A 19,270-nucleotide genomic window follows, 5' to 3' on the forward strand; every position below is an offset into this window, starting at 1 on the left:
AATTTGGATCGCAGGCGTTATAGCCGCCAGAGCTTGGTCTGGCCACATTTTTGCGATGCGCCAGATTCCGCCGAAAAACGAGAATCGACGAAAAATCGGATGCCGCTGTCGGATTGCGCGGCGCACGGCCGTCCTTGGGTAGACGGCACGGAAATGGCACCATTCTCGGGGTCAGCCGTTTCACTGCAGAAGCAAGCGAGGAGCACGACATGCAAAAGATCACCACCTGCCTGTGGTTCGACGGCCAGGCCGAAGAGGCGATGAACCACTATGTGTCCATCTTCAAGAATTCGAAGGTGCTGAGCGTTCTGCGCTGGCCCAAGGGACATGCCAATGAGGGCAAAGTGCTGATGACCACGTTCGAGCTCGACGGCGTGCCGTTCCAGGCGCTCAATGGCGGGCCGCAATTCAAGTTCAACGAGGCGATGTCACAGTCCATCGACTGCAAGACGCAGGAAGAGGTGGACTATTTCTGGGAAAAGCTCACGGAAGGTGGCGAGCCGGGCGTCTGCAGCTGGCTGAAAGACAAGTTCGGCGTCTCCTGGCAGGTCGTGCCGGAGCAATTGCCGAGGCTGCTTCTCGATCCAGACCGGGCCAAGGCCGGCCGGGTCATGTCGGCGATGATGCAGATGGGCAAGATCGACATCGCTAAGATCGAAGCAGCGGCCAAAGGGTGAGAAGCAGTCCGCGTAGCGGACGAAAAGCCAATTGCTTGGCTTTTCGAGCTTAGGCTGAACACCCGAAAGGCGGGGAGCCATTCGGAGGGCGGAGGCGCATCTCAGCCGCTAATCCTTGAGATTTGCGCTGTCCCTCATCCCCCTTCGGGCACCTTCTCCCCGTGAACGGGGGAGAAGGAAGAATGCGCTCACGCCGCCTTGTCGCGGACCTGGTAGTCCTTGATCGTGGCGAAGCGGATTGCCTTCCAGCGTTCCGCTTCGTAGTTCAGCGAGAAGGCGTGCTGGGCGAGGAACACCGGATCGTTATCGAGGTCGCGGGCGATGTCGCCGCGATGCGCCTCGATGAAGCGCAAGACTTCCGCCTTGTCGTCGGCCGATATCCAGCGGCAAACGGAAAAGCGCGACATCTCGAATTCGACGGGCAGCGTGTATTCGAAATTCAGTCGCTCCTTCAACACGTCGAGCTGCAGCGCGCCGACGACGCCGACGATGGCCGGCGAGCCGTCCTCGGGCGAGAACAGCTGGACGACGCCTTCCTCGGCCATCTGGTGCAGCGCTTCCTTGAGTTTCTTCGCCTTCATCGCGTCGCCGAGGCGGACGCGGCGCAGGATCTCCGGTGCGAAATTCGGCACGCCGCGGAACAGTATCTCCTCGCCTTCGGTCAGCGTATCGCCGATGCGCAGCGTGCCGTGATTGGGGATGCCGACGACGTCGCCAGCAAAGGCTTCGTCCGCCGTGACGCGAGTGCGGGCAAAGAAGAATTGCGGCGCGGACAGGGACATCGGCTTTCCCGTGCGAACCAGCTTGGCCTTCATGCCGCGCTCGAGCTTGCCCGAGCAGACGCGAACGAAAGCGATACGGTCGCGGTGATTGGGGTCCATGTTGGCCTGGATCTTGAAGACGAAGGAGGTCATCTTGTCCTCCGTCGCCTCGACGGTTCGCGTATCGGCGTCCTGCGCGCGCGGCGGCGGGCCGAAGGCGCCGAGCGCCTCGATCAGGTCGCGCACGCCGTAGTTACGCAGCGCCGAGCCGAAATAGACCGGCGTCAGATGGCCCTCGCGGAAGGCATCTATATCAAGAGGTCGGCAAGCCTCCCGCGCGAGCTCCAGCTCCTCGATGAAGGCCTCGCGCTCGTTTTCCGGCAGCAGGCCGGCGACGCGGTTGGAATCGGGACCGTTGACCGGCGTGCGCTCCTTCTCGTCGTCGCCCTTGCGCACCGCGTTCAGCGCCAGGTGATAGGTGCCGGAGAACGTCTTGCCGCGGCCGATCGGCCAGGTGATGGGGGCCGTGTCCAGCGCCAGCTTCTGCTCGATCTCGTCCAGGATCTCGAACGGGTCGCGGCTTTCGCGGTCCATCTTGTTGACGAAGGTGATGATCGGGATGTCGCGCAGCCGGCAGACCTCGAACAGTTTCAGCGTGCGCGGCTCGATGCCCTTGGCGGCGTCGATGACCATGACGGCCGAGTCGACCGCCGACAGCGTGCGATAGGTGTCGTCGGCGAAATCCTCATGGCCGGGCGTGTCGAGCAGGTTGAAGACATTGTCCTCATATTCGAACGTCATCACCGAGGTGACGACCGAAATGCCGCGCTCGCGCTCTATCTTCATCCAGTCGGACCGGGTCTGGATGCGGTCCTTCTTGGCCTTGACCTCGCCGGCAAGCTGGATGGCGCCGCCGAACAGCAGCAGCTTTTCGGTGAGCGTGGTCTTGCCGGCGTCCGGGTGGGCGATGATCGCGAAGGTGCGGCGACGCGCCACTTCCTCTGGTATTGTGTCGGGCATTTTTGGGATTTCCGTGTGACAGGCCGGGCTTCTAGCAGCGCAGTGCCGGGCTGTCGACCGGTCCGGCGGCGTGGACGCCGCCGGACCCCATGGCTTGCGTCAGGCCAACTCGCTCATGCGGTTCGCCTGAACGACCTCCGGAAGCCAGTTGGCGATGGCGCCGCCAATCGCGTCGGCATGGTCTTCCTGCAGATAGTGCGCGCCAGGTCCGAGATTGATGAACCGGCAGTTCTTCAAGTTGGCCGCGAATTCCTTCGCCGCCTGCGGCGAGATCAGGGCACCGGGATCGCCAGCAAACAGCAGTTTCGGATAGGTGGAGAGCCACAGCGCGCGATGGTCGTGTTCGCTGATGGCGGCAACGTCGGCGGGCTGGCCCTCGATCGGCAATTCCCGCGGCAGACGCAGCACCGGCTTGCGCGATTGCGGCGTCGGGAACGGCGCCCGGTATCCGGCCATCTCGTCGTCGCTCATGGTCCGCAACACCGAGGCCGGCAGCACCTTTTCGACGAAGACATTGTCTTCCAGGACGAGCTTTTCGCCGACACCGGGCGTGCGCAGCGCCTTGAACATTTCGCGGGCTTGCGCGCGTTGGTGGAAATCCTCCCAGCGCTCGAAGGGACGGATGAATTCCATGAAGGCGAGGCCAAGGATGCGCCGCGGCCGCCTGGCCGCGAGATGAAACGCAAGGGCCGTGCCCCAATCCTGCGCGACCACCACCGCATCGCCGATGTCGAGCGCATCGAGGAAGGCGTCGAGATAGCGGACATGGTCGAAGAAACGATAGTCGATATCGGGCTTGCCGGACTGGCCGTAGCCGATCAGGTCAGGCGCGATGCAGCGGCCGAAGGGCGCGACATGCGGGATGATGTTGCGCCAGATATGGGATGAAGTGGGGTTGCCGTGCAGGAACAACACGATCGGACCAGACGCGCCCGCTTCAACATAAGACATGGTGGAATCGAGCACGGGAACCTGAGAACGCCTTGCCGTGGTGGCACCCGTCTGGGGCATATCGATTTTCGAGTTCATGAAGCCGTCTCCTTTGCAAAAACCGTGCTGAAGATGATTTTCTTGAACCGCTCGAGCGGCGCGGGGCTGCGCTCGACCTTCATGCGCAACATTGCCCCTTGCCAGGACGACAGCAGGAAGTCGGCGAGGTCCTCTGCCTCGAACGCCCTGGTGATGTCGCCAGCCGCCTGGCCTTCGGCGATGCAGGCCGCGAAGGGCTGGCGCCAACGCTCGAAAATGGCGACGAGCCGCAAACGCAGCGGCTCACTGTGCACCGCTGTCTCGAGGCTGAGATTGCCGATCATGCAGCCGCGTGCCCAGTCATGCGCTTCAAGCTTCGAGGTGATGACGTCTAGGTAGCGGCGCAGCCTGCCGATGGGCGGCGTGCCGTCTCGCTCCAGCGCTGCTTCAACCAGCCCGCCGACATAGGCGAAGTAGCGGTCCAGCACCTCGCCGGCGAATTCCTCCTTGGAGGCAAAATGGTTGGTGAACGAGCCCGGCCGGGCGTCGGCAGCAGCAACGATGTCGCGCACGCCAGCTGCGGCATAGCCGGACTCCCATATCGTCCGGAAGCCGGCATCAAGAAGTTTTTCGCGGAGTGATTGTCTAGCCATGGCGAAATAATACGTACGTACGTATTGATGTCAAGTGCACTTTTTTTGCCGTGTCGGCTGTTGGCAAGTGACGAGCAGGGTGGCACTGGAAGAGTGTCCTCGGCGGACCACAAGGCAAGGGAGCGAACATGGCTGCGGCGAAACAGATTATCGTCGTCGGCGCCGGCATCATCGGCGCTTCGATCGCCTGGCACCTGGCCAAAGCCGGTGCACAGGTCACGGTCGTTTCCGAAAGCGGCGCAGGCGGCGTCGCGACGCCCAATTCCTTTGCCTGGATCAACGCCAGCTGGGGCAACCCCGAAATCTATTTCCGGCTGCGCACCCGCGCCATGGCCGAGTGGAAACGGCTGGCAAAAGAGTTGCCCGGGCTTCCGCTCGCCTGGTGCGGTGGCCTGTGCTGGGACCTGCCGGCCGACCGGCTCGAAGCCTACGCGGCCGAACACTCCTCCTGGGGCTACGGCATCGAACGCGTCGACCGGGAGCGGGCGGCGCAAATCGAGCCCGACCTCGCCAAGCCCCCTGAATTCGCTGTTTATGTCGCCGAGGAAGGCGTGACCGAACCGGTTGCCGCGGCCAGGACCCTGCTTGCCGATGCCGAACGGCACGGCACGCGGGTCATTGCCAGCACGGTCTCGGCGCTGGCCCAGACCAATGGCCGGATTACCGGCGTGGACACATCGCATGGGCTGATTGCCGCCGACGAGGTGGTGATCGCCGCCGGCGTCGGCGCTCCGGACATTGCCGCCACGGCGGGGATCAGCCTGCCGATCGAGACGCCGCCTGGCCTGATTATCCATTCGCGGCCATACAAAAGGCTGCTTAACGGCCTGGTGCACGACGAGAAGCTGCATATGCGCCAGACGGCCGAAGGCCGCATCATCGCCGGCTCGGATTTCGCTGGCGGCGATCCAGGCGATGACCCCGCCGCTACGGCGCGCGAATTGTTTGCAGTAGCGAAGGCGGCGTTGCGCGACGCCGGGGATCTGGAGCTCGATTTCCATACGGTCGGCTACCGGCCGACGCCGATCGACGGCTTTCCGATCATCGGTCGCCCCGAGGGCATGGACGGCCTGTATATTGCCGTCATGCATTCCGGCATCACGCTGGCGCCGGCCGTCGGCCTGTTCGCTGCGCGGGAAATCCTCGACGGCGAGCGCGACCCGCTGCTGGCGCCCTATGGATTGTCGCGTTTCGCTCAGTAGCCCGGCGGACGACGGAAGCCGCCGACGTGCGGCTCGATCGTCGCGGCAATACCAAGCAGCCGCGATTCCGACCAACGTTTGCCGACCAGTTGCAGGCCGATCGGCAGGCCGTCGGGACCTTCACCGTACGGCATCGAAAGTGCCGGATGGCCGCTGTAGTTGAAGACGGCACCGTAGGCCGGCAGCATCCAGTAGCTCTGTTCCCGACCGTCGACCTTGATCGGCTTGCCCGGCTCGCAATGCGGGAAGGCGGTGGTCATGGCGACAGGGCAGAGCAGCGCATCCCAGTCGTCGAAGAACCGATCCCAGGCGAGAATGGATTTGTCGCGGCGGGCGAGCGCCTCGAACCAGCGCGAAACCGATGCCGGCTGCGCCGGGGGCTGGGGTTGGGCAGCCTCCATCATCATGCCGATCAGCGCGCCGCCTTGCGCGAGATCGTCGTGCAGGTCGAGCCTGGGCAGTTTCGCTTCCTCCACGGTCGCCCCGGCCGAGCGCAGATTTCCGGCGAGATCTTCGACCGCCGCACCGATGCGCGCAGCCACCAGGAAGCCGGGAAAGGACGGTGCGAAGGCGATGCGCAGTGCCTTGAGGTCGAGCTTCGGCACGGCCTCGACCGGCACCGGCGCAAGATCGGTATCCCGCCCGTCCGGCCCGGCGATGATCCGATAGATCAACGACAAATCGCCCACGCTGCGTGCCAGCGGTCCGAGACAGGACATCAGCCGCACACTGCGCGCCGCGCCGCCCGGGTCCGGGAAGGCACCGGCCAGCGAGACGCGATGCTCCGTCGGCTTCAGCCCATAGACACCGCAGAAGGCGGCAGGCAGGCGGATCGAATCCTGCATGTCGGTGCCGACGTCGAATGGTGTCATCCCGGCGGCGACCGCCGCGGCGGCGCCGCCGCTGGAGCCGCCGGCGGTGCGCTCAAGGTTCCACGGATTGTTGGTGCGGCCGAACAGCGGATTGTTCGACTGCCAGTCGGAGAGCATGGTCGCGACATTGGTCCTGGCCATCAGCACGCCGCCGGCGGCCTTCAGCCTCGCAACCACCGGGCTGTCGCGGCTGGCGACATAGTCGACGAAGGCCGGGAAGCCGACCGTGGTTTTCATGCCTGCGGTCTCGTGCGTGTCCTTCAGGGTGAACGGAACGCCGTGCAGCGGCCCGGGCGTGGCGCCGCGCGCAAGTGCCGCGTCGGCGTTTTTGGCGCGCTCACGAGCGCCTTCCCTGTCGAGCGAAATGACGGCGTTGACGCGTTCATTGCGGCTGTCGATCTGCGCCAGATGGGCGTCGAGCGCTTCGACAGCGGAGATCTCGCGCTGGGCTATCGCGCAGGCGAGGTCGACGGTTGAGGAGAAGGCGACGTCCATGGTGAATGCTCCGGCTTGGCCGCGCTCATCCAATCGAGATGGGCCAACGGCGGCGTTGCTTCAGCGGAGTTGAGCATTCAGGGATAGCTTGCGTTTGATCGAGATTGCGCCGAGGCCAATTGAGGTCGGCACTCTACGGCGGCGTTTCCGACCAAGATTACCCTACCAGCGCCAGCTTCGCCGCCGTTGGCGCAAACGGGCGAATGCTGATCCCATCCCGGGTCATCGTGACAAAGCTCGACGGCGGGATCGCCTGCCAGTCGCCGCCTTCGCGGTCGAAGGGCTCGGAGACGATGCAGCGGCCGCCGCCCTTGCGCAGGATAGAGGTGTAGAGTGTCGGCGCATGCGCATCGGTGGCATAGCGAACAGCGTGCAGCGCCTGCCCGTCCGAGAAGGCGGCGGTGAGTTTCAGTGCCGGTTCGAGGCCGGCGCGGCGCGAGGCTTCGAGAACCCGGCTGGTGGCGCGCGACACCGCGCCCTGCGGGTCGCCGGCCAATCCTTCGTCCATCATAAGGAGAAAAAAGAGTTCGGAATCGGTGGTGCCTTCGCGCTGGTCGAAGACGGCATCGGACAATGAATTCTCCAGCGCGCGACGGATTTTCTCGAAACCGCCTATCTGCCCGTTATGCATGAACGACCAGCGGCCGGAGATGAAGGGATGGCAGTTCATGCGGCTGGTGGCGCCGCCGGTCGAGGCCCGCACATGGGCGAGGAACAGGCCGGATTTGATCTGCCGGCACAGGCTCTTCAGATTGGGATCGGACCAGGCCGGCAGGATGTCGCGGTAGAGGCCGGGTTCCGGACGGTCGCCGTACCAGGCAAGACCAAAGCCGTCCCCATTGGTCGGTGACTTCGCCTCCTGGGCGCAATGGCTCTGGGCGATCAGCGAGTGACAGGGCGCTGTGAGGATGTCTTCGAGAAAGACCGCTTCACCGAGATAGGCCGCCCAACGGCACATCGCTTCTGTCGTCCTCTAGGCGCGATCCGGAAGAGCCGCGGGCTCCCTGGTAGCGTGTGTGCCTCTGTTGTGCGTCCGCTCGTAAAGCTCACGGACGATTCGGCTTGCGGTAGTCTCGAAGAGAAACGGCAAGAAAGCGTGAACGAGCGCGGCACCCGCAGCCATCAGCAAACGCGAGGAAAACCAGGCGGCGAAGGCCATATGGCCGAAATAGGTTTCGCCGACCTTGGCCGGATGAGAGGTGAAGATGCTTGCGACCGACATGCTGGTCCCCTTCAGCGTGATTTCCGATATGAGTATCCTGACACGCTTCGCCGGTTCATCGGTCTCAAAATATCCTTGTATTTTGCTACCTCATGGGACAATCATCCCAACATGACGCTGGGAATCGACGAAATCGACCGAAAACTGCTCGCCGAATTGCAACGCGACGGCACGCTGTCGGTCGACCAGCTATCGGAGCGGGTGGCCTTGTCGCGCAATGCCTGCTGGCGGCGCGTCAAGCGGCTGGAGGAAGAAGGCGTCATTACCGGCCGCGTGGCGCTGGTCGATGCCGACAAGCTCGGGCTTGGCCTGTCTGTGTTCATCCTGGTCCGGACGTCGAATCATGACCCGGACTGGCTGCAGAAATTCCGCGCCGCGGTGACCGGCTTCCCCGAGATCACCGGCGTCTACCGCATGTCCGGCGACCTCGACTATGTCCTGCGCGCCCGTGTCGCCGACGTGAAGGCCTATGACCGGCTCTACCAGCGGCTGATCGCCAAGGTAGCGCTGTCGGATGTTTCGGCCTCCTTCGTGATGGAGGAAATCAAGGAAACGACGGTGGTTCCGATGGAAGTACGCTAGGCGTGCTCAGTCATAGTGATGCCCTAAAGAAAGCCGTTAATACCCCGGCGGGCGAATTGACCGAATCGGCAATCGCGCCGATAGGATCGATTTTATGCGCGCAGCCCTCCAAAACTCCTCCGTCATCGGTCCGACCGTCGGCTTCGTCAGGTTGCCGCATGCTGAAGGACTACCCCTCCCCGCCTATGAAAGCGCCGGCGCCGCCGGCATGGATCTGCGCGCCGCGGTGCCCGACGACCGGCCGCTGCTGCTCCTGCCGGGAAAACGCGCCCTGGTGCCGACCGGGCTGATCCTGGAAATCCCCGAAGGCATGGAAGGCCAGGTGCGGCCGCGTTCCGGGCTTGCTTTCAAGCATGGCCTCACCGTCCTCAATTCGCCAGGCACGGTCGACAGCGACTATCGCGGCGAGGTGAAGGTGCTGCTGGTTAATCTCGGCGATGAGGATTTTGCCGTGACGCGCGGCATGCGCATCGCCCAGATCGTTTTCGCCGCCGTGACGCAGGTGGCCGCCGAAGAACGTTCGCTGGCCGGCGGCACGGCGCGTGGCTCGGGCGGGTTCGGATCGACCGGCACCGCCTGATGCCTATCCCGAAACTTGTCATCTTCGACTGCGACGGCATTCTCGTCGACACGGAGAACCTCGCCAATCGGCGCCTCGCCGAGTGGTTGAGCGCGGCTGGCTATCCGACGAGCTTTGAATATTGCCGCAAGAATTTCTCCGGCCGCAGCATGCTCTCGGTGCAGAAGGAAATCGAAGGGCAGACCGATGTCCGCCTCGGCACCGATTTCGTCGATCGCTGGAATGCCGGCCTGCCGGACCTGTTTTCCCATGGCGTCGAGGCGATCCCCTATGTCCGGGAGTTCATCGAGGCGGTTCGCGGGGCCGGCATCCCCTATTGCGTCGCCACCTCGGCCAGGATTTCGAAGATGCACATCACGCTTGGCCAGACCGGACTGCTGCCGCTGTTCGAACATGCGATGTTTTCCTCGACCATGGTCTCGCGCGGCAAACCGTTCCCGGACCTGTTCCTGCATGCGGCCAAGACCATGGGGGTCGTTCCCGCCGATTGCATCGTCATCGAAGACAGCGTCGCCGGCACACAGGCCGGCATAGCCGCTGGCATGCGGGTGTTTTCCTATCATGGCGACCCCTATTCCGACCGCGACGGCCTGATCCAGGCCGGCGGAATCCTGTTCGACGACATGCGCGAATTGGCCGGCCTGGTGCCGATCCACTGATCCTGTTTCGACACGGCTGCACGATGCAGGAACCCGTGCTAGCGTAAGTGGCCTGATCTCCGGGGGGACACTCATGCCGACGAACCTGCTCCGCTTCACGCTCGCATTGATGCTGTTGCCGTTGTTGTCGACGGCGGCCGGCGCGCAGGCGGTAAGCTTCCCCGAACTCAGCAGCCCGCTGGCCGGCCGCAGCGATGTCACCTATCTCGACCTGGCCAAGATGGTCATCCCGGACCTCGCCGCCGACAAGGACGGTTTCTACAAGGGCGGATTGCCGATCGACATGCGCCACATTGCCGGTGGCGATGACGGCGGCTCGCCGCCAGAGACGACGAGCCTGCCCAATGCGGCAGTGCTTCCCATCAAGGCCGGCGGCAAGGATCGGCTGGCGATGCTGTTCGATCTCGGCGATTCTCCCGACAGCGCCGAAGGCTATGCGGTGCTGGCGCTCTACGACGTCGCGGCCGAGCCGAAACTGCTCGATGCGGCCAATGTCGCGGTCGATCGCAGCACCTATTTCCGCGAACCGAACAAGCTTTCGATCGGCGCCGGCGACGATGTGCTCATCTCCATGAGCACGCATTTCAATTCGAACCAGGGCTATGTGAGCACGCTGCTGATCCTGCCTCGCGAGGATCGCCTCCAATTGGTCGACACGATCAACACGTTCGACGAAAACGTCTGCGCCTACAAGCGCACCCAGGACCTGGCCTTCCTGACGCTGGACGACGGAAAGCCTTATGCGGCAATCAAGGTGACGGCGACCGACGCCACGGTGCCGAGTGGTGAAAATTGCGACGAGGCTGCGCCCAAGGCGTCGTCGCACGACATTTCCGTCACCTACCATTGGGACAAGAAGACATCACACTACGTCAAGGATTCCGACGCGTTCGAGAAATTGTCAGCAGAGAACGCGAAACGCTTCTGAGCCAAACGCATTCGTTTGCCCGACTTGAGACAGCGCGGTAGCATCCGCCCAAAACTCGTGATGGGGAGCATTCATGGACAAGGGCAAGATCTTTCGCGACCTGCATGCCTCGGCCTTCGTCATGCCCAATCCCTGGGATCCGGGCACGACCAAGCTGCTCGGCTCCTTCGGTTTCAAGGCACTGGCGACGACCAGCGCCGGCTTCGCGTTTTCGCGCGGCCTGCCGGACGGCTCGGTGACCTTCGAGCAGATGATCCATCACTGCCGCGAGGTGACGGCGGCGACCGACCTGCCGGTCTCGGCAGATCTCGAGAGGGGCAAGGGCGACAGCGCCGAGCGGGCCGCCGAAACCATCTTCGCGGCGGAAGCGGCCGGCCTTGCTGGCTGCTCGATCGAGGACCACACCGGCGATCCCGACAAGCCGATCTACGATTTTTCGCATGCGGTCGAGCGCGTCGCCGCGGCGGTGGAGGCGGCGCGGGCGCTGAAGCGAGATTTCGTGTTCACCGCGCGCGCCGAAAATTTCCTCTGGGGCAGAACCGATCTCGACGACACGATCAAGCGGTTGCAGGCCTTCGAGAAGGCTGGAGCCGACGTGCTCTATGCGCCGGGGATCGGCGACATCGAGATGGTGCGTACGATCTGCTCGGCGGTCGGCAAGCCGGTCAATGTCATGGCAAAGCCGGGCTTTACCATCGCCGATCTTGCCATGGCCGGCGTGAAGCGCATTTCACTCGGGCCATGGCTGACCAATTTCGCCTATGGCATGCTGGAGACGGCGGCGCGCGAGATCCAGCAGGACGGCACCTTCGGCTTCACCCGCGCCGCCATGCCTTTCGGCAAGTTGCAGGCGCTATACAGCAAGCCATCATGATGAACAGGCTGGGCGCATGACGCTGACCGTCGTCGACATGCATACGGGCGGCGAACCGCTGAGGATCGTCACCGGCGGCTATCCCCGTATCCCGAAGGGCACCATCCTGGAAAAGCGCGCCTATGTGCGCGACCATCTCGACCATCTCAGAAAAATCCTGATGTTCGAGCCGCGCGGCCATTACGATATGTACGGCGCCCTGCTGGTCGAGCCCGACTTGCCGGGGGCCGATCTCGCGGTGCTGTTCATGCACAATGAGGGCTATTCGACCATGTGCGGCCACGCCATCGTCGCCCTCGGCCGCTACGCCATCGATGAAGGGCTGGTGGCGAAGCAGGAGCCGATCACGACCGTCAACATCGAGGCGCCGTGCGGCCTGGTCGTCGCTTCGGTCGAGGTTCTGGACGGCAAGGCCGGCGCCGTGTCGTTCGAGAGCGTGCCGGCCTTCCTGTTAGCCGGTGACCAGCAGATCGAGCTGACAGGGTATGGCAAGATCGGCTTCGACATCGCTTATGGCGGCGCTTTCTACGCGCTGGCGGACTGCCATCAGTTCGGACTGGAATTCGGCCGTGATCGCGTGCGCGATTTTGTCGATGCCGCAACGACGCTGACGAACAGGCTCAAGGCAGAATTCCCGCTGTCGCATCCCGACCACGCCGACCTCGCCTTTCTCTACGGCACAATCCTGACCGACGGACGCGACGCGTTTTCCGGCGAGGTGACCAAGAACATCTGCGTCTTCGCCGAGGCCGAGGTCGACCGCTCGCCGACCGGCTCTGGCGTCACCGCCCGCCTCGCCGCCATGCTTGCCAAGGGCGAGATCGCTATCGGGCAGACGCGGACCTTCGAGAGCATCGCCGGTTCGCGCTTTTCCGGCGCGGTGGCGCGGACGGCTCGGGCCGGCCCGCATGAGGCGATCATCGCCCGCGTCGGCGGCCGCGCCTACTATTGCGGGCGGACGGAATTCATCGTCGAGCCCGATGACGAGCTGGGGCGAGGTTTCCTGCTCCGTTGAGCCGCGCTTAGCTCCGCGAGCGACGTGCCGCTTCCCGCGCCGAAATCGCCTTGTGCAGGTGCACCATCATGGCGGCGGCGAAGAGCGGCGTCACCAAATTGAGCAACGGCACGGCGAGGAAGGCGGCGATGACCAGCCCGGCGACAAAGACCGTGCCGGCATACTGCCTTCGCAAGGCCCTGGCTTCGTCTTCGCCGCGAAAGCGCATGGCGGCAAATTCGAAGAATTCGCGGCCGAGCAAATAGCCGTTGACGACGAAGAAGGCGGCAATGTTGATGCCCGGCACCAGCAGGAGCAGCAAGGCGACGATGTTGCCGAGGATGACGACGCCGAGGAATTTTATCGCCAGCACCAGCGAGCGCAGCGCCGGCATTGAGCGCCCAATCGGGTCACCGGGATAGTCGGTGCGCTCGACCACTTCGGCGACATCGTCGAGGAACAGGCCGGCGATCACAGCCGTCACCGGCGCGACGAGCAGCGCCGTGCCGAAGGCAAGCGCTATTGCCGCGATGATGCCGCCCAGCCAGCCGGCCCAGGAGGGCATGCCGGGCAACAGGGCCTGCAGCCACGGAAGCGCCAGCCATTCGACCAGGCTGGTCAGGCCGAACCACAAGGCGACCAGCGCCAGCACGGTCAGGCCAAGCGTCTTGATGAACACGGCGCGAAACGGCGGCGAGAGCAGTTCGAGGGCCGCGGTGCGGGCAGCGTCGAAAATCACCGTGCTTCAACCCCAAGTCAGCGACAGCGCCGTAAAGGCGGGACGTTCACGAGATAGGCAGCGCGGCTCTTGAGCACAAGCGCGTATCGCTATCGGGCAAACGCCGGCTTTCTGACCGGGATCGTCATGGCCGCGACGCCCACCACGACAAAGGCCATACCCAGCCATGCCGTTGGCCCCAGGCTTTCGCCGAGGAAGACAGCGCCGATGCCGACGCCGATCGGTACGCGCAGATAGGCCTGCGATGTCGTGCCGACCGAACCCAGCGTGTGGATGAGGCGAAAATAGATGACGAAGGCCAGCGCAGTCGAAAACACCGACAGGCCAAGCAGGGCCAGGGTCGATGCCATCGAGGGTGTCAGCGTCCATGGCTGGTCGACCAACAGGCTGAGCGGCACCAGCATGAACGCGCCGCACAGCATCGAACCGGCGGCCGGCAACATCGGATCGAGGCCCTTGAAGCCACGGCCGAAGATCGCCGCACCCGCATAGCAGATCGTTGCCACGACGATGGCGACCTGCGCCCAGAGTTCGTGACCGAGACCACCCAGCGCCTGCGTGCCGACAATGAAGCAGATGCCTGCCATGCCGGCGCCGACACCGATCAGCTTGCGCACGGTCACCGGCTCATGGCGGGTGATGAGCGCGGTGAAGACGAAAGTGAAGATCGGCGAGGTCGCATTGAGGATCGTGGCCAGGCCGGCATCGACCGAGCGCTCGGCGGCAGCGATCAGCGTGAATGGTATGACGCTGTTGAGGCATGCCTGGAAGGCGAAGCGGCGCCAGCTTGCCGCATCGACGGGCATGGCCAGCCCGCGCCAGCGGATGATGGCGAACAGGATGCCGCCGGCGATCAAGGTGCGGGCGGCGATGAAGGTGACCGGCGGGATCGTCTCGACGCCGATCTTGATGAAAGTGTAGGAGGCGCCCCACAGTACCGCCAGTACGGCAAGCAGCGCCAGGTCGATGGTCGTGTCGTTCTTCGCGGACATGGGCTCGCCGTCTTCCGGTGCTGTCGATCAGGCCCGATTTGTAGGCAATGCGGTGATGAAACGCTTCGTCCACGGTCGAATTGTCGTTAGCGCCTGGATGTTGATGCGCTGTTCTGGGGCGATCCCGCCAAAGTTGAGTCGTGCTCTAGGCAAAGCTGTCGTTAATCGCTAAACCCGCGCCCGGCCAGCGTGGCAAGAAGCCGGCTCGGGTTTTGGCGGAGATATTGATGCCGGATTATGACGTGCTTTGCATCGGCAATGCCATTGTCGACATCATCGCCCAGTGCGAGGAGGAATTCCTCGAAACCAACGGCATCATCAAGGGCGCGATGAACCTCATCGATACGCGGCGCGCCGAACTGCTCTACAGCCGCATGGGCCCGGCGATCGAGGCCTCCGGCGGCAGCGCAGGCAACACAGCGGCAGGCGTCGCCTCCTTCGGCGGACGTGCCGCCTTCTTCGGCAAGGTCTCCAACGATGCGCTCGGCGAAATCTACGCGCACGACATCCATGCGCAGGGCGTCGCCTTCGACACCAAGCCGCTCAACGGCGAGCCGCCGACGGCGCGCTCGATGATCTTCGTCACCCCCGACGGCGAGCGTTCGATGAACACCTATCTCGGTGCCTGTGTCGAACTCGGCCCCGAGGATGTCGAGGCCGAAAAGGCCTCGGGCGCCAAAGTCACTTATTTCGAGGGCTATCTGTGGGACCCGCCACGCGCCAAGGAAGCGATTCGGCAGACGGCGAAGCTGGCGCACGCGGCGGGCCGCGAAGTCTCCATGACGCTGTCGGATTCGTTCTGCGTCGACCGCTACCGCGACGAGTTCCTCGACCTCATGCGCTCGGGCACGGTCGACATCGTCTTCGCCAACAGTCACGAGATCAAGTCGCTCTACCAGACATCGTCCTTCGACGAGGCGCTGGCCAAGATCCGCAAGGACTGCAGACTAGCCGCCGTGACCCGTTCGGAAAAGGGTTCGGTCATCGTGCGCGGCGACGAGACCGTGGTCATCCAGGCGACGGCGATCCGGGAGCTGGTCGACACGACCGGCGCCGGCGATCTCTACGCCGCCGGTTTCCTGCATGGCTACACGCAAGGCCGCGACCTCAAGACCTGCGGCGACCTCGGCTCGCTGGCGGCCGGACTGGTGATCCAGCAGATCGGCCCAAGGCCGCGGCAAAATCTGCGCCGCGAGGCGGAACTGGCGGGGTTGTTGTAACAGCGTCTGCAGCTCTCCCCCACGAGGGAGGAGATCGGCAGCCGGACTATCCCGCTCGCCGTCGCGCGGTTGTCACATATCGCCCCTACACGAAATCGTGAGTGTCCCGTGACTGACATTTCGGGACGCCCGCAGCCAATGGGGTGTTGAAAAATGCAAGACAGCAAGCTGTCGGGCAGCGCGATGCGTTGCCGCCGCGATCTCCGTTTTCCGTACTAGAAATTCAGCAGTCGGCCGCGGCTGAGGGAGGAACGCGCGCGGCCGGAAGACATATGCATGAGCAGATTTCAGACACCTGGTCTTGGACAGGACGACTTCGCGGAAATGGTCGCGGAGGATGTCGAGCGCGCGCTTGCCCACTATGACGAGGCCATAAACCAGTCCACCGTGGTCTCTGTCGGCAAGATCGCCGGCAGCATAGCATCCGCCGTCACCTTGCTGTCGCCGAAGCACCAGAGGGCCATCGACGCCATCCATGCCGACCTTCCCGGCCTTGCCTCGAAATTCGTGCGCGCGCTGGCGGCGGAAGCCGCGCGCCGCAGCGAAGCCGGCACTGCCGGCACAAACCGATTGACAGCTTTGCTGGCCGATGAGCCGCTTTCTGCACCGCAGCGGTCCGACGACCTCGAATCGATGCTGATCGAGGACTGGGCCGGCCGTGTCGCCGGTTCGACCTACCTGGAAGAAAACCTTGGCATCGCCCGCTCGACCCTGCATCGCTGGCAAAGGCGCGGCGATGTCATCGCCTTGCGCAAGGGCGGCCGCAAACACGTCTTCCCGCTGGCGCAGTTCGTCGACGGCAGGCCGGTGGCAGGCATAAGCGACGTGCTCAAGCAGATCGGCAATCCGAGGCTGGTGTGGCTGTGGCTGACACGCCCGGCGGCAGAGCTCGACGGGCGCATTCCGATCGACCTGTTGCGGCAGGATCAGGTGGGGGACGTGGTCGAAGCGGCGCGGGCGTTCGCGCCAGGCTAGCCTAACGGCTGTTGGCTTTCGTCTGCAATGGCTCTCGCCTTAAGCCCTCTAGGTGACGCACGCATCTTCCGTGATTAGGGCGGCTGATCGGCCCGAAACTTGATTGCGATGTGGTTCCCCCAATCCGCCGCTGCTTCGCAGCGCCACCTTTCCCCCCTCCGGAGGGAAAGGGAGCGTTGCCGGACAAGCGTTGACGATAAAGAACTTGGTGCCTTTCCTCTACCCCGTCGATCGGGGGAGAGGTGTCTCGGCGAAGCCGAGACGGAGTGGGGGTCGACCAGCGCGGCACAAGGGAATGCATGCGCCAACCTGCCATGCACGTTATCGCCAAAGACCGGCTGCTTGGAAATGTGTGATGCCGTAGTCAAGTACCCGCCGTGTACGCCGCGATCACCGCCATATTGACGATGTCGCTATCCTTGGCGTTCAGCGACACGATCTGGACCGGCTTGTTCAAGCCGACCAGCAGCGGGCCGATCACCGTCGAGCCGCCCAGTTCCTGCAACATCTTGGTCGAGATCGAGGCGGAGTGGAAGGCGGGCATGACCAGGACATTGGCCGGGCCGGTGAGGCGGATGAACGGGTATTGCGCCATGGCGCGCGCGTTGAGCGCGACGTCGGCGGCCATTTCGCCGTCATATTCGAAATCGACGCGGCGCTTGTCGAGGATGCGCACCGCTTCCTGGACGCGCTCGGAGCGCTCGCCCTGCGGATGGCCGAAGGTGGAATAGGCGAGCATGGCAAGCCTCGGCTCATAGCCCATTCGGCGGGCAAAGCCAGCCGCCTCCTCGGCGATGTCGGCGATCTGCTCGGCGTTCGGCATGTCGTGCACGGCGGTGTCCGCGACCAGCACGGTCTTGCCCCGCGCCAACACGATCGACACGCCGATGACGCGGTGGCCGGGCTTGGCGTCGATGACGCGCCGGATATCGTCAAGCGCGGTCGAATAGTTGCGGGTCACACCGGTGACGATGCCATCGGCGTCGCCCAGCGCCACCATGCAGGCGGCGAAGTGGTTGCGGTCGTTGTTGATCAGGCGCTGGCAGTCGCGGAACAGGAACCCCTTCCGCTGCATGCGCTCATAGAGATAGTCGGTGTAGATGCCGTTGCGGCGAGACAGCCGGGCATTGATGATCTCGATGCCTTGCTTGTTGAGGTCGATGCCTGCTTGCTTGGCGTTTTCCTTGATGACATCGTCACGGCCAAGCAGGATGGCGGTGCCGAGCCGCTGGTTCACATAGGAGACGGCGGCGCGCATCACCTGCTCCTCCTCGCCCTCGGCGAAGACGATGCGCTTTGGCTGGCGGCGCACGCGGTCGTAGATGCGCTGCAGGGTCGAAGCGATCGGGTCGCGGCGGGCCGACAGTTCCTGCGCGTAGCGATCGAGGTCGAGGATCGGCTTGCGGGCGACGCCCGAATCCATCGCCGCTTTGGCCACCGCCAGCGGAATGGCCGAGATCAGGCGCGGGTCGAACGGCACGGGAATGATATAGTTGGGGCCGAACTTCGGCCGGTTGCCCTGGTAGGCGGCGGCGACGTCGTCGGGCACGTCCTGGCGCGCCAGCTCGGCGAGCGCTCTGGCCGCGGCGATCTTCATGTCGTCATTGATGGTGGTGGCCCGCACGTCCAGCGCACCGCGGAAGATGTAGGGGAAACCAAGCACGTTGTTGACCTGGTTCGGATAGTCCGAACGCCCCGTCGCCATGATGGCGTCGGTGCGGATCTCGGCCACTTCCTCCGGCGTGATTTCCGGATCGGGATTGGCCATGGCGAAGATGATCGGGTTCTTGGCCATCGACTGCACCATGGCGGTGGTCAGCGCGCCCTTGGCCGAGAGTCCGAGGAAGACGTCCGCGCCGTCGAGCGCCTCGGCGAGGCTGCGCGCGTCGGTCCTGACCGCATGCGCCGACTTCCACTGATTCATGCCTTCGGTGCGGCCCTGGAAGACCACGCCCTTGGTGTCGCACAGGATGATGTTTTCCGGCGCGAAGCCCATCGCTTTCATCAGCTCGATGCAGGCGATGCCGGCGGCACCCGCACCGTTGCAGACCAGCTTCGTGGTCTTCATGTCGCGGCCGGTGACTTCCAGCGCGTTGATCAGGCCGGCGGCCGAGATGATGGCGGTGCCGTGCTGGTCGTCATGAAAGACTGGGATGTCCATCAGCTCGCGCAGCCGCTGCTCGATGATGAAGCATTCCGGCGCCTTGATGTCCTCGAGGTTGATGCCGCCGAAGGAAGGACCGAGGAAGCGTACGCAGTTGATGAACTCGTCGGCATCCTCGGTGTCGACCTCGAGGTCGATGGAATCGACATCGGCGAAGCGCTTGAACAGCACCGCCTTGCCTTCCATCACCGGCTTGGAGGCCAGCGCGCCGAGATTGCCGAGGCCAAGGATGGCGGTGCCGTTGGAGATGACGGCGACCATGTTGCCGCGCGTCGTGTAATCGAAGGCACGGCTGGGATCCTCGGCGATGGCGCGCACCGGCACGGCGACGCCTGGCGAATAGGCAAGGCTCAAATCGCGCTGCGTCGTCATCGGCTTGGTGGCGACGATCTCCAGCTTGCCAGGCCTGCCCATGGCGTGGAATTCGAGCGCTTCCTGCGCGCTGACGGACGGACCGCTGTTCTCGGTTTTCCTTGCCATGATGCTTTTTGATTTCCTCGCCGCTGCTGCACCTCCTTGAAGCGGGTGCTTTGTTTCGGTCCGAATTAAGACCACGCGCCGCCGCGTGTAAACCGCCCCCACGCCTGAATCGCGGATCGTACAGAAATTGCGGGCACCTCTCGCCTCGGTCTTCCCCTGCTTTTCGATGACCCGGCATTAAACCCGGCCATCACATCTGCTAGCGTGCCGGG

The 19,270-nt window shown here is 64.1% G+C and carries 19 protein-coding genes; 10 read left to right on the forward strand and 9 right to left on the reverse strand.

What is annotated here, in order from left to right; genetic code table 11:
- Nucleotides 1-209 precede the first annotated feature (209 nt).
- A complete protein-coding gene (locus EB230_RS00830) occupies nt 210-677 on the forward strand; it encodes a VOC family protein (protein WP_056569621.1) in 468 nt (155 codons plus the stop codon).
- Nucleotides 678-865: 188 nt separating this feature from the next.
- On the opposite strand, the gene EB230_RS00835 is transcribed toward EB230_RS00830, so the two are convergent.
- The 3 genes from EB230_RS00835 to EB230_RS00845 form a co-directional block, all read right to left on the reverse strand.
- Entirely contained in the window at nt 866-2,458 is a 1,593-nt protein-coding gene (locus EB230_RS00835; RefSeq protein WP_172371043.1) for a peptide chain release factor 3, read from the reverse strand.
- A 99-nt stretch (nt 2,459-2,557) separates the two neighbouring features.
- A complete protein-coding gene (locus EB230_RS00840) occupies nt 2,558-3,487 on the reverse strand; it encodes a haloalkane dehalogenase (RefSeq protein ID WP_172371045.1) in 930 nt (309 codons plus the stop codon).
- Nucleotides 3,484-4,080 carry a TetR/AcrR family transcriptional regulator gene (locus EB230_RS00845; RefSeq protein WP_172371047.1) on the reverse strand — a complete coding sequence of 199 codons (597 nt, stop codon included), beginning with the start codon at nt 4,078-4,080 and terminating at the stop codon, nt 3,484-3,486. The genes EB230_RS00840 and EB230_RS00845 overlap by 4 nt, the downstream gene beginning before the upstream one ends.
- A 128-nt stretch (nt 4,081-4,208) precedes the next feature.
- On the opposite strand from EB230_RS00845, the gene EB230_RS00850 reads away from it, so the two are divergent.
- Nucleotides 4,209-5,282: an FAD-binding oxidoreductase gene (locus EB230_RS00850; RefSeq protein WP_172371049.1), complete on the forward strand. Its 1,074-nt coding sequence runs from the start codon at nt 4,209-4,211 to the stop codon at nt 5,280-5,282.
- On the opposite strand, the gene EB230_RS00855 is transcribed toward EB230_RS00850, so the two are convergent.
- The 3 genes from EB230_RS00855 to EB230_RS00865 form a co-directional block, all read right to left on the reverse strand.
- Nucleotides 5,276-6,649 (reverse strand): amidase, encoded by a 1,374-nt coding sequence (locus EB230_RS00855; RefSeq protein ID WP_172371051.1) that lies wholly within the window; start codon nt 6,647-6,649, stop codon nt 5,276-5,278. The two genes, EB230_RS00850 and EB230_RS00855, sit on opposite strands and share 7 nt — an antisense overlap.
- 157 nt (nt 6,650-6,806) lie before the next feature.
- Nucleotides 6,807-7,607 (reverse strand): class II glutamine amidotransferase, encoded by an 801-nt coding sequence (locus EB230_RS00860; protein WP_172371053.1) that lies wholly within the window; start codon nt 7,605-7,607, stop codon nt 6,807-6,809.
- A gap of 15 nt (nt 7,608-7,622) precedes the next feature.
- Complete coding sequence (locus EB230_RS00865) at nt 7,623-7,871, reverse strand: DUF6356 family protein (protein ID WP_056569603.1); 249 nt, start codon at nt 7,869-7,871, stop codon at nt 7,623-7,625.
- A gap of 111 nt (nt 7,872-7,982) precedes the next feature.
- On the opposite strand from EB230_RS00865, the gene EB230_RS00870 reads away from it, so the two are divergent.
- The 6 genes from EB230_RS00870 (at nt 7,983) to EB230_RS00895 (ending at nt 12,509) form a co-directional block, all read left to right on the forward strand.
- On the forward strand, nt 7,983-8,453 hold the full coding sequence (locus EB230_RS00870) for an Lrp/AsnC family transcriptional regulator (RefSeq protein WP_172371055.1): 471 nt from the start codon (nt 7,983-7,985) through the stop codon (nt 8,451-8,453).
- 94 nt (nt 8,454-8,547) lie between these two features.
- Nucleotides 8,548-9,033: a dUTP diphosphatase gene (gene dut / locus EB230_RS00875; protein ID WP_172371057.1), complete on the forward strand. Its 486-nt coding sequence runs from the start codon at nt 8,548-8,550 to the stop codon at nt 9,031-9,033.
- Nucleotides 9,033-9,692, forward strand: coding sequence for an HAD family phosphatase (locus tag EB230_RS00880; RefSeq protein WP_172371059.1), 660 nt, complete (start codon nt 9,033-9,035; stop codon nt 9,690-9,692). The genes dut and EB230_RS00880 overlap by 1 nt, the downstream gene beginning before the upstream one ends.
- A gap of 73 nt (nt 9,693-9,765) precedes the next feature.
- On the forward strand, nt 9,766-10,620 hold the full coding sequence (locus tag EB230_RS00885) for a hypothetical protein (protein ID WP_172371061.1): 855 nt from the start codon (nt 9,766-9,768) through the stop codon (nt 10,618-10,620).
- 73 nt (nt 10,621-10,693) lie between these two features.
- Nucleotides 10,694-11,494 (forward strand): oxaloacetate decarboxylase, encoded by an 801-nt coding sequence (locus tag EB230_RS00890; protein WP_172371063.1) that lies wholly within the window; start codon nt 10,694-10,696, stop codon nt 11,492-11,494.
- 16 nt (nt 11,495-11,510) lie between these two features.
- Entirely contained in the window at nt 11,511-12,509 is a 999-nt protein-coding gene (locus tag EB230_RS00895) for a proline racemase family protein (protein WP_172371065.1), read from the forward strand.
- A 7-nt stretch (nt 12,510-12,516) separates the two neighbouring features.
- Here the strand turns inward: EB230_RS00895 and EB230_RS00900 are convergent, their stop codons facing one another.
- Nucleotides 12,517-13,227 carry a sulfate transporter family protein gene (locus EB230_RS00900; RefSeq protein WP_172371067.1) on the reverse strand — a complete coding sequence of 237 codons (711 nt, stop codon included), beginning with the start codon at nt 13,225-13,227 and terminating at the stop codon, nt 12,517-12,519.
- Nucleotides 13,228-13,316: 89 nt separating this feature from the next.
- The gene (locus EB230_RS00905; RefSeq protein ID WP_056569582.1) at nt 13,317-14,219 is read right to left on the reverse strand and encodes an EamA family transporter; all 903 of its coding nucleotides are present in this window, start codon (nt 14,217-14,219) and stop codon (nt 13,317-13,319) included.
- 227 nt (nt 14,220-14,446) lie between these two features.
- Here EB230_RS00905 and EB230_RS00910 point away from each other — a divergent pair, with 227 nt between their 5' ends.
- On the forward strand, nt 14,447-15,439 hold the full coding sequence (locus tag EB230_RS00910) for an adenosine kinase (protein ID WP_056569580.1): 993 nt from the start codon (nt 14,447-14,449) through the stop codon (nt 15,437-15,439).
- 276 nt (nt 15,440-15,715) lie between these two features.
- On the forward strand, nt 15,716-16,414 hold the full coding sequence (locus tag EB230_RS00915) for an antitoxin Xre/MbcA/ParS toxin-binding domain-containing protein (protein WP_056569577.1): 699 nt from the start codon (nt 15,716-15,718) through the stop codon (nt 16,412-16,414).
- Between the two features lie 364 nt (nt 16,415-16,778).
- Here EB230_RS00915 and EB230_RS00920 read toward each other — a convergent pair whose 3' ends face one another.
- Complete coding sequence (locus EB230_RS00920) at nt 16,779-19,058, reverse strand: NADP-dependent malic enzyme (RefSeq protein ID WP_172371069.1); 2,280 nt, start codon at nt 19,056-19,058, stop codon at nt 16,779-16,781.
- Between the last annotated feature and the right edge of the window lie 212 nt (nt 19,059-19,270).

The sequence above is a fragment of the Mesorhizobium sp. NZP2234 genome (assembly GCF_013170765.1).
In the GTDB taxonomy this organism is placed as follows: Bacteria; Pseudomonadota; Alphaproteobacteria; order Rhizobiales; family Rhizobiaceae; genus Mesorhizobium; species Mesorhizobium loti_D.

Coding starts and splice junctions, on each gene's coding strand:
- EB230_RS00880 (WP_172371059.1), top strand. CDS start 9,033: ATGCCTATCCCGAAACTTGTCATCTTCGACTGCGACGGCATTCTCGTC.
- EB230_RS00865 (WP_056569603.1), bottom strand. CDS start 7,871: ATGTCGGTCGCAAGCATCTTCACCTCTCATCCGGCCAAGGTCGGCGAA.
- EB230_RS00855 (WP_172371051.1), bottom strand. CDS start 6,649: ATGGACGTCGCCTTCTCCTCAACCGTCGACCTCGCCTGCGCGATAGCC.
- EB230_RS00915 (WP_056569577.1), top strand. CDS start 15,716: ATGAGCAGATTTCAGACACCTGGTCTTGGACAGGACGACTTCGCGGAA.
- EB230_RS00885 (WP_172371061.1), top strand. CDS start 9,766: ATGCCGACGAACCTGCTCCGCTTCACGCTCGCATTGATGCTGTTGCCG.
- EB230_RS00920 (WP_172371069.1), bottom strand. CDS start 19,058: ATGGCAAGGAAAACCGAGAACAGCGGTCCGTCCGTCAGCGCGCAGGAA.
- dut (WP_172371057.1), top strand. CDS start 8,548: ATGCGCGCAGCCCTCCAAAACTCCTCCGTCATCGGTCCGACCGTCGGC.
- EB230_RS00895 (WP_172371065.1), top strand. CDS start 11,511: ATGACGCTGACCGTCGTCGACATGCATACGGGCGGCGAACCGCTGAGG.
- EB230_RS00905 (WP_056569582.1), bottom strand. CDS start 14,219: ATGTCCGCGAAGAACGACACGACCATCGACCTGGCGCTGCTTGCCGTA.
- EB230_RS00845 (WP_172371047.1), bottom strand. CDS start 4,080: ATGGCTAGACAATCACTCCGCGAAAAACTTCTTGATGCCGGCTTCCGG.
- EB230_RS00840 (WP_172371045.1), bottom strand. CDS start 3,487: ATGAACTCGAAAATCGATATGCCCCAGACGGGTGCCACCACGGCAAGG.
- EB230_RS00860 (WP_172371053.1), bottom strand. CDS start 7,607: ATGTGCCGTTGGGCGGCCTATCTCGGTGAAGCGGTCTTTCTCGAAGAC.
- EB230_RS00850 (WP_172371049.1), top strand. CDS start 4,209: ATGGCTGCGGCGAAACAGATTATCGTCGTCGGCGCCGGCATCATCGGC.
- EB230_RS00910 (WP_056569580.1), top strand. CDS start 14,447: ATGCCGGATTATGACGTGCTTTGCATCGGCAATGCCATTGTCGACATC.
- EB230_RS00890 (WP_172371063.1), top strand. CDS start 10,694: ATGGACAAGGGCAAGATCTTTCGCGACCTGCATGCCTCGGCCTTCGTC.
- EB230_RS00835 (WP_172371043.1), bottom strand. CDS start 2,458: ATGCCCGACACAATACCAGAGGAAGTGGCGCGTCGCCGCACCTTCGCG.
- EB230_RS00830 (WP_056569621.1), top strand. CDS start 210: ATGCAAAAGATCACCACCTGCCTGTGGTTCGACGGCCAGGCCGAAGAG.
- EB230_RS00870 (WP_172371055.1), top strand. CDS start 7,983: ATGACGCTGGGAATCGACGAAATCGACCGAAAACTGCTCGCCGAATTG.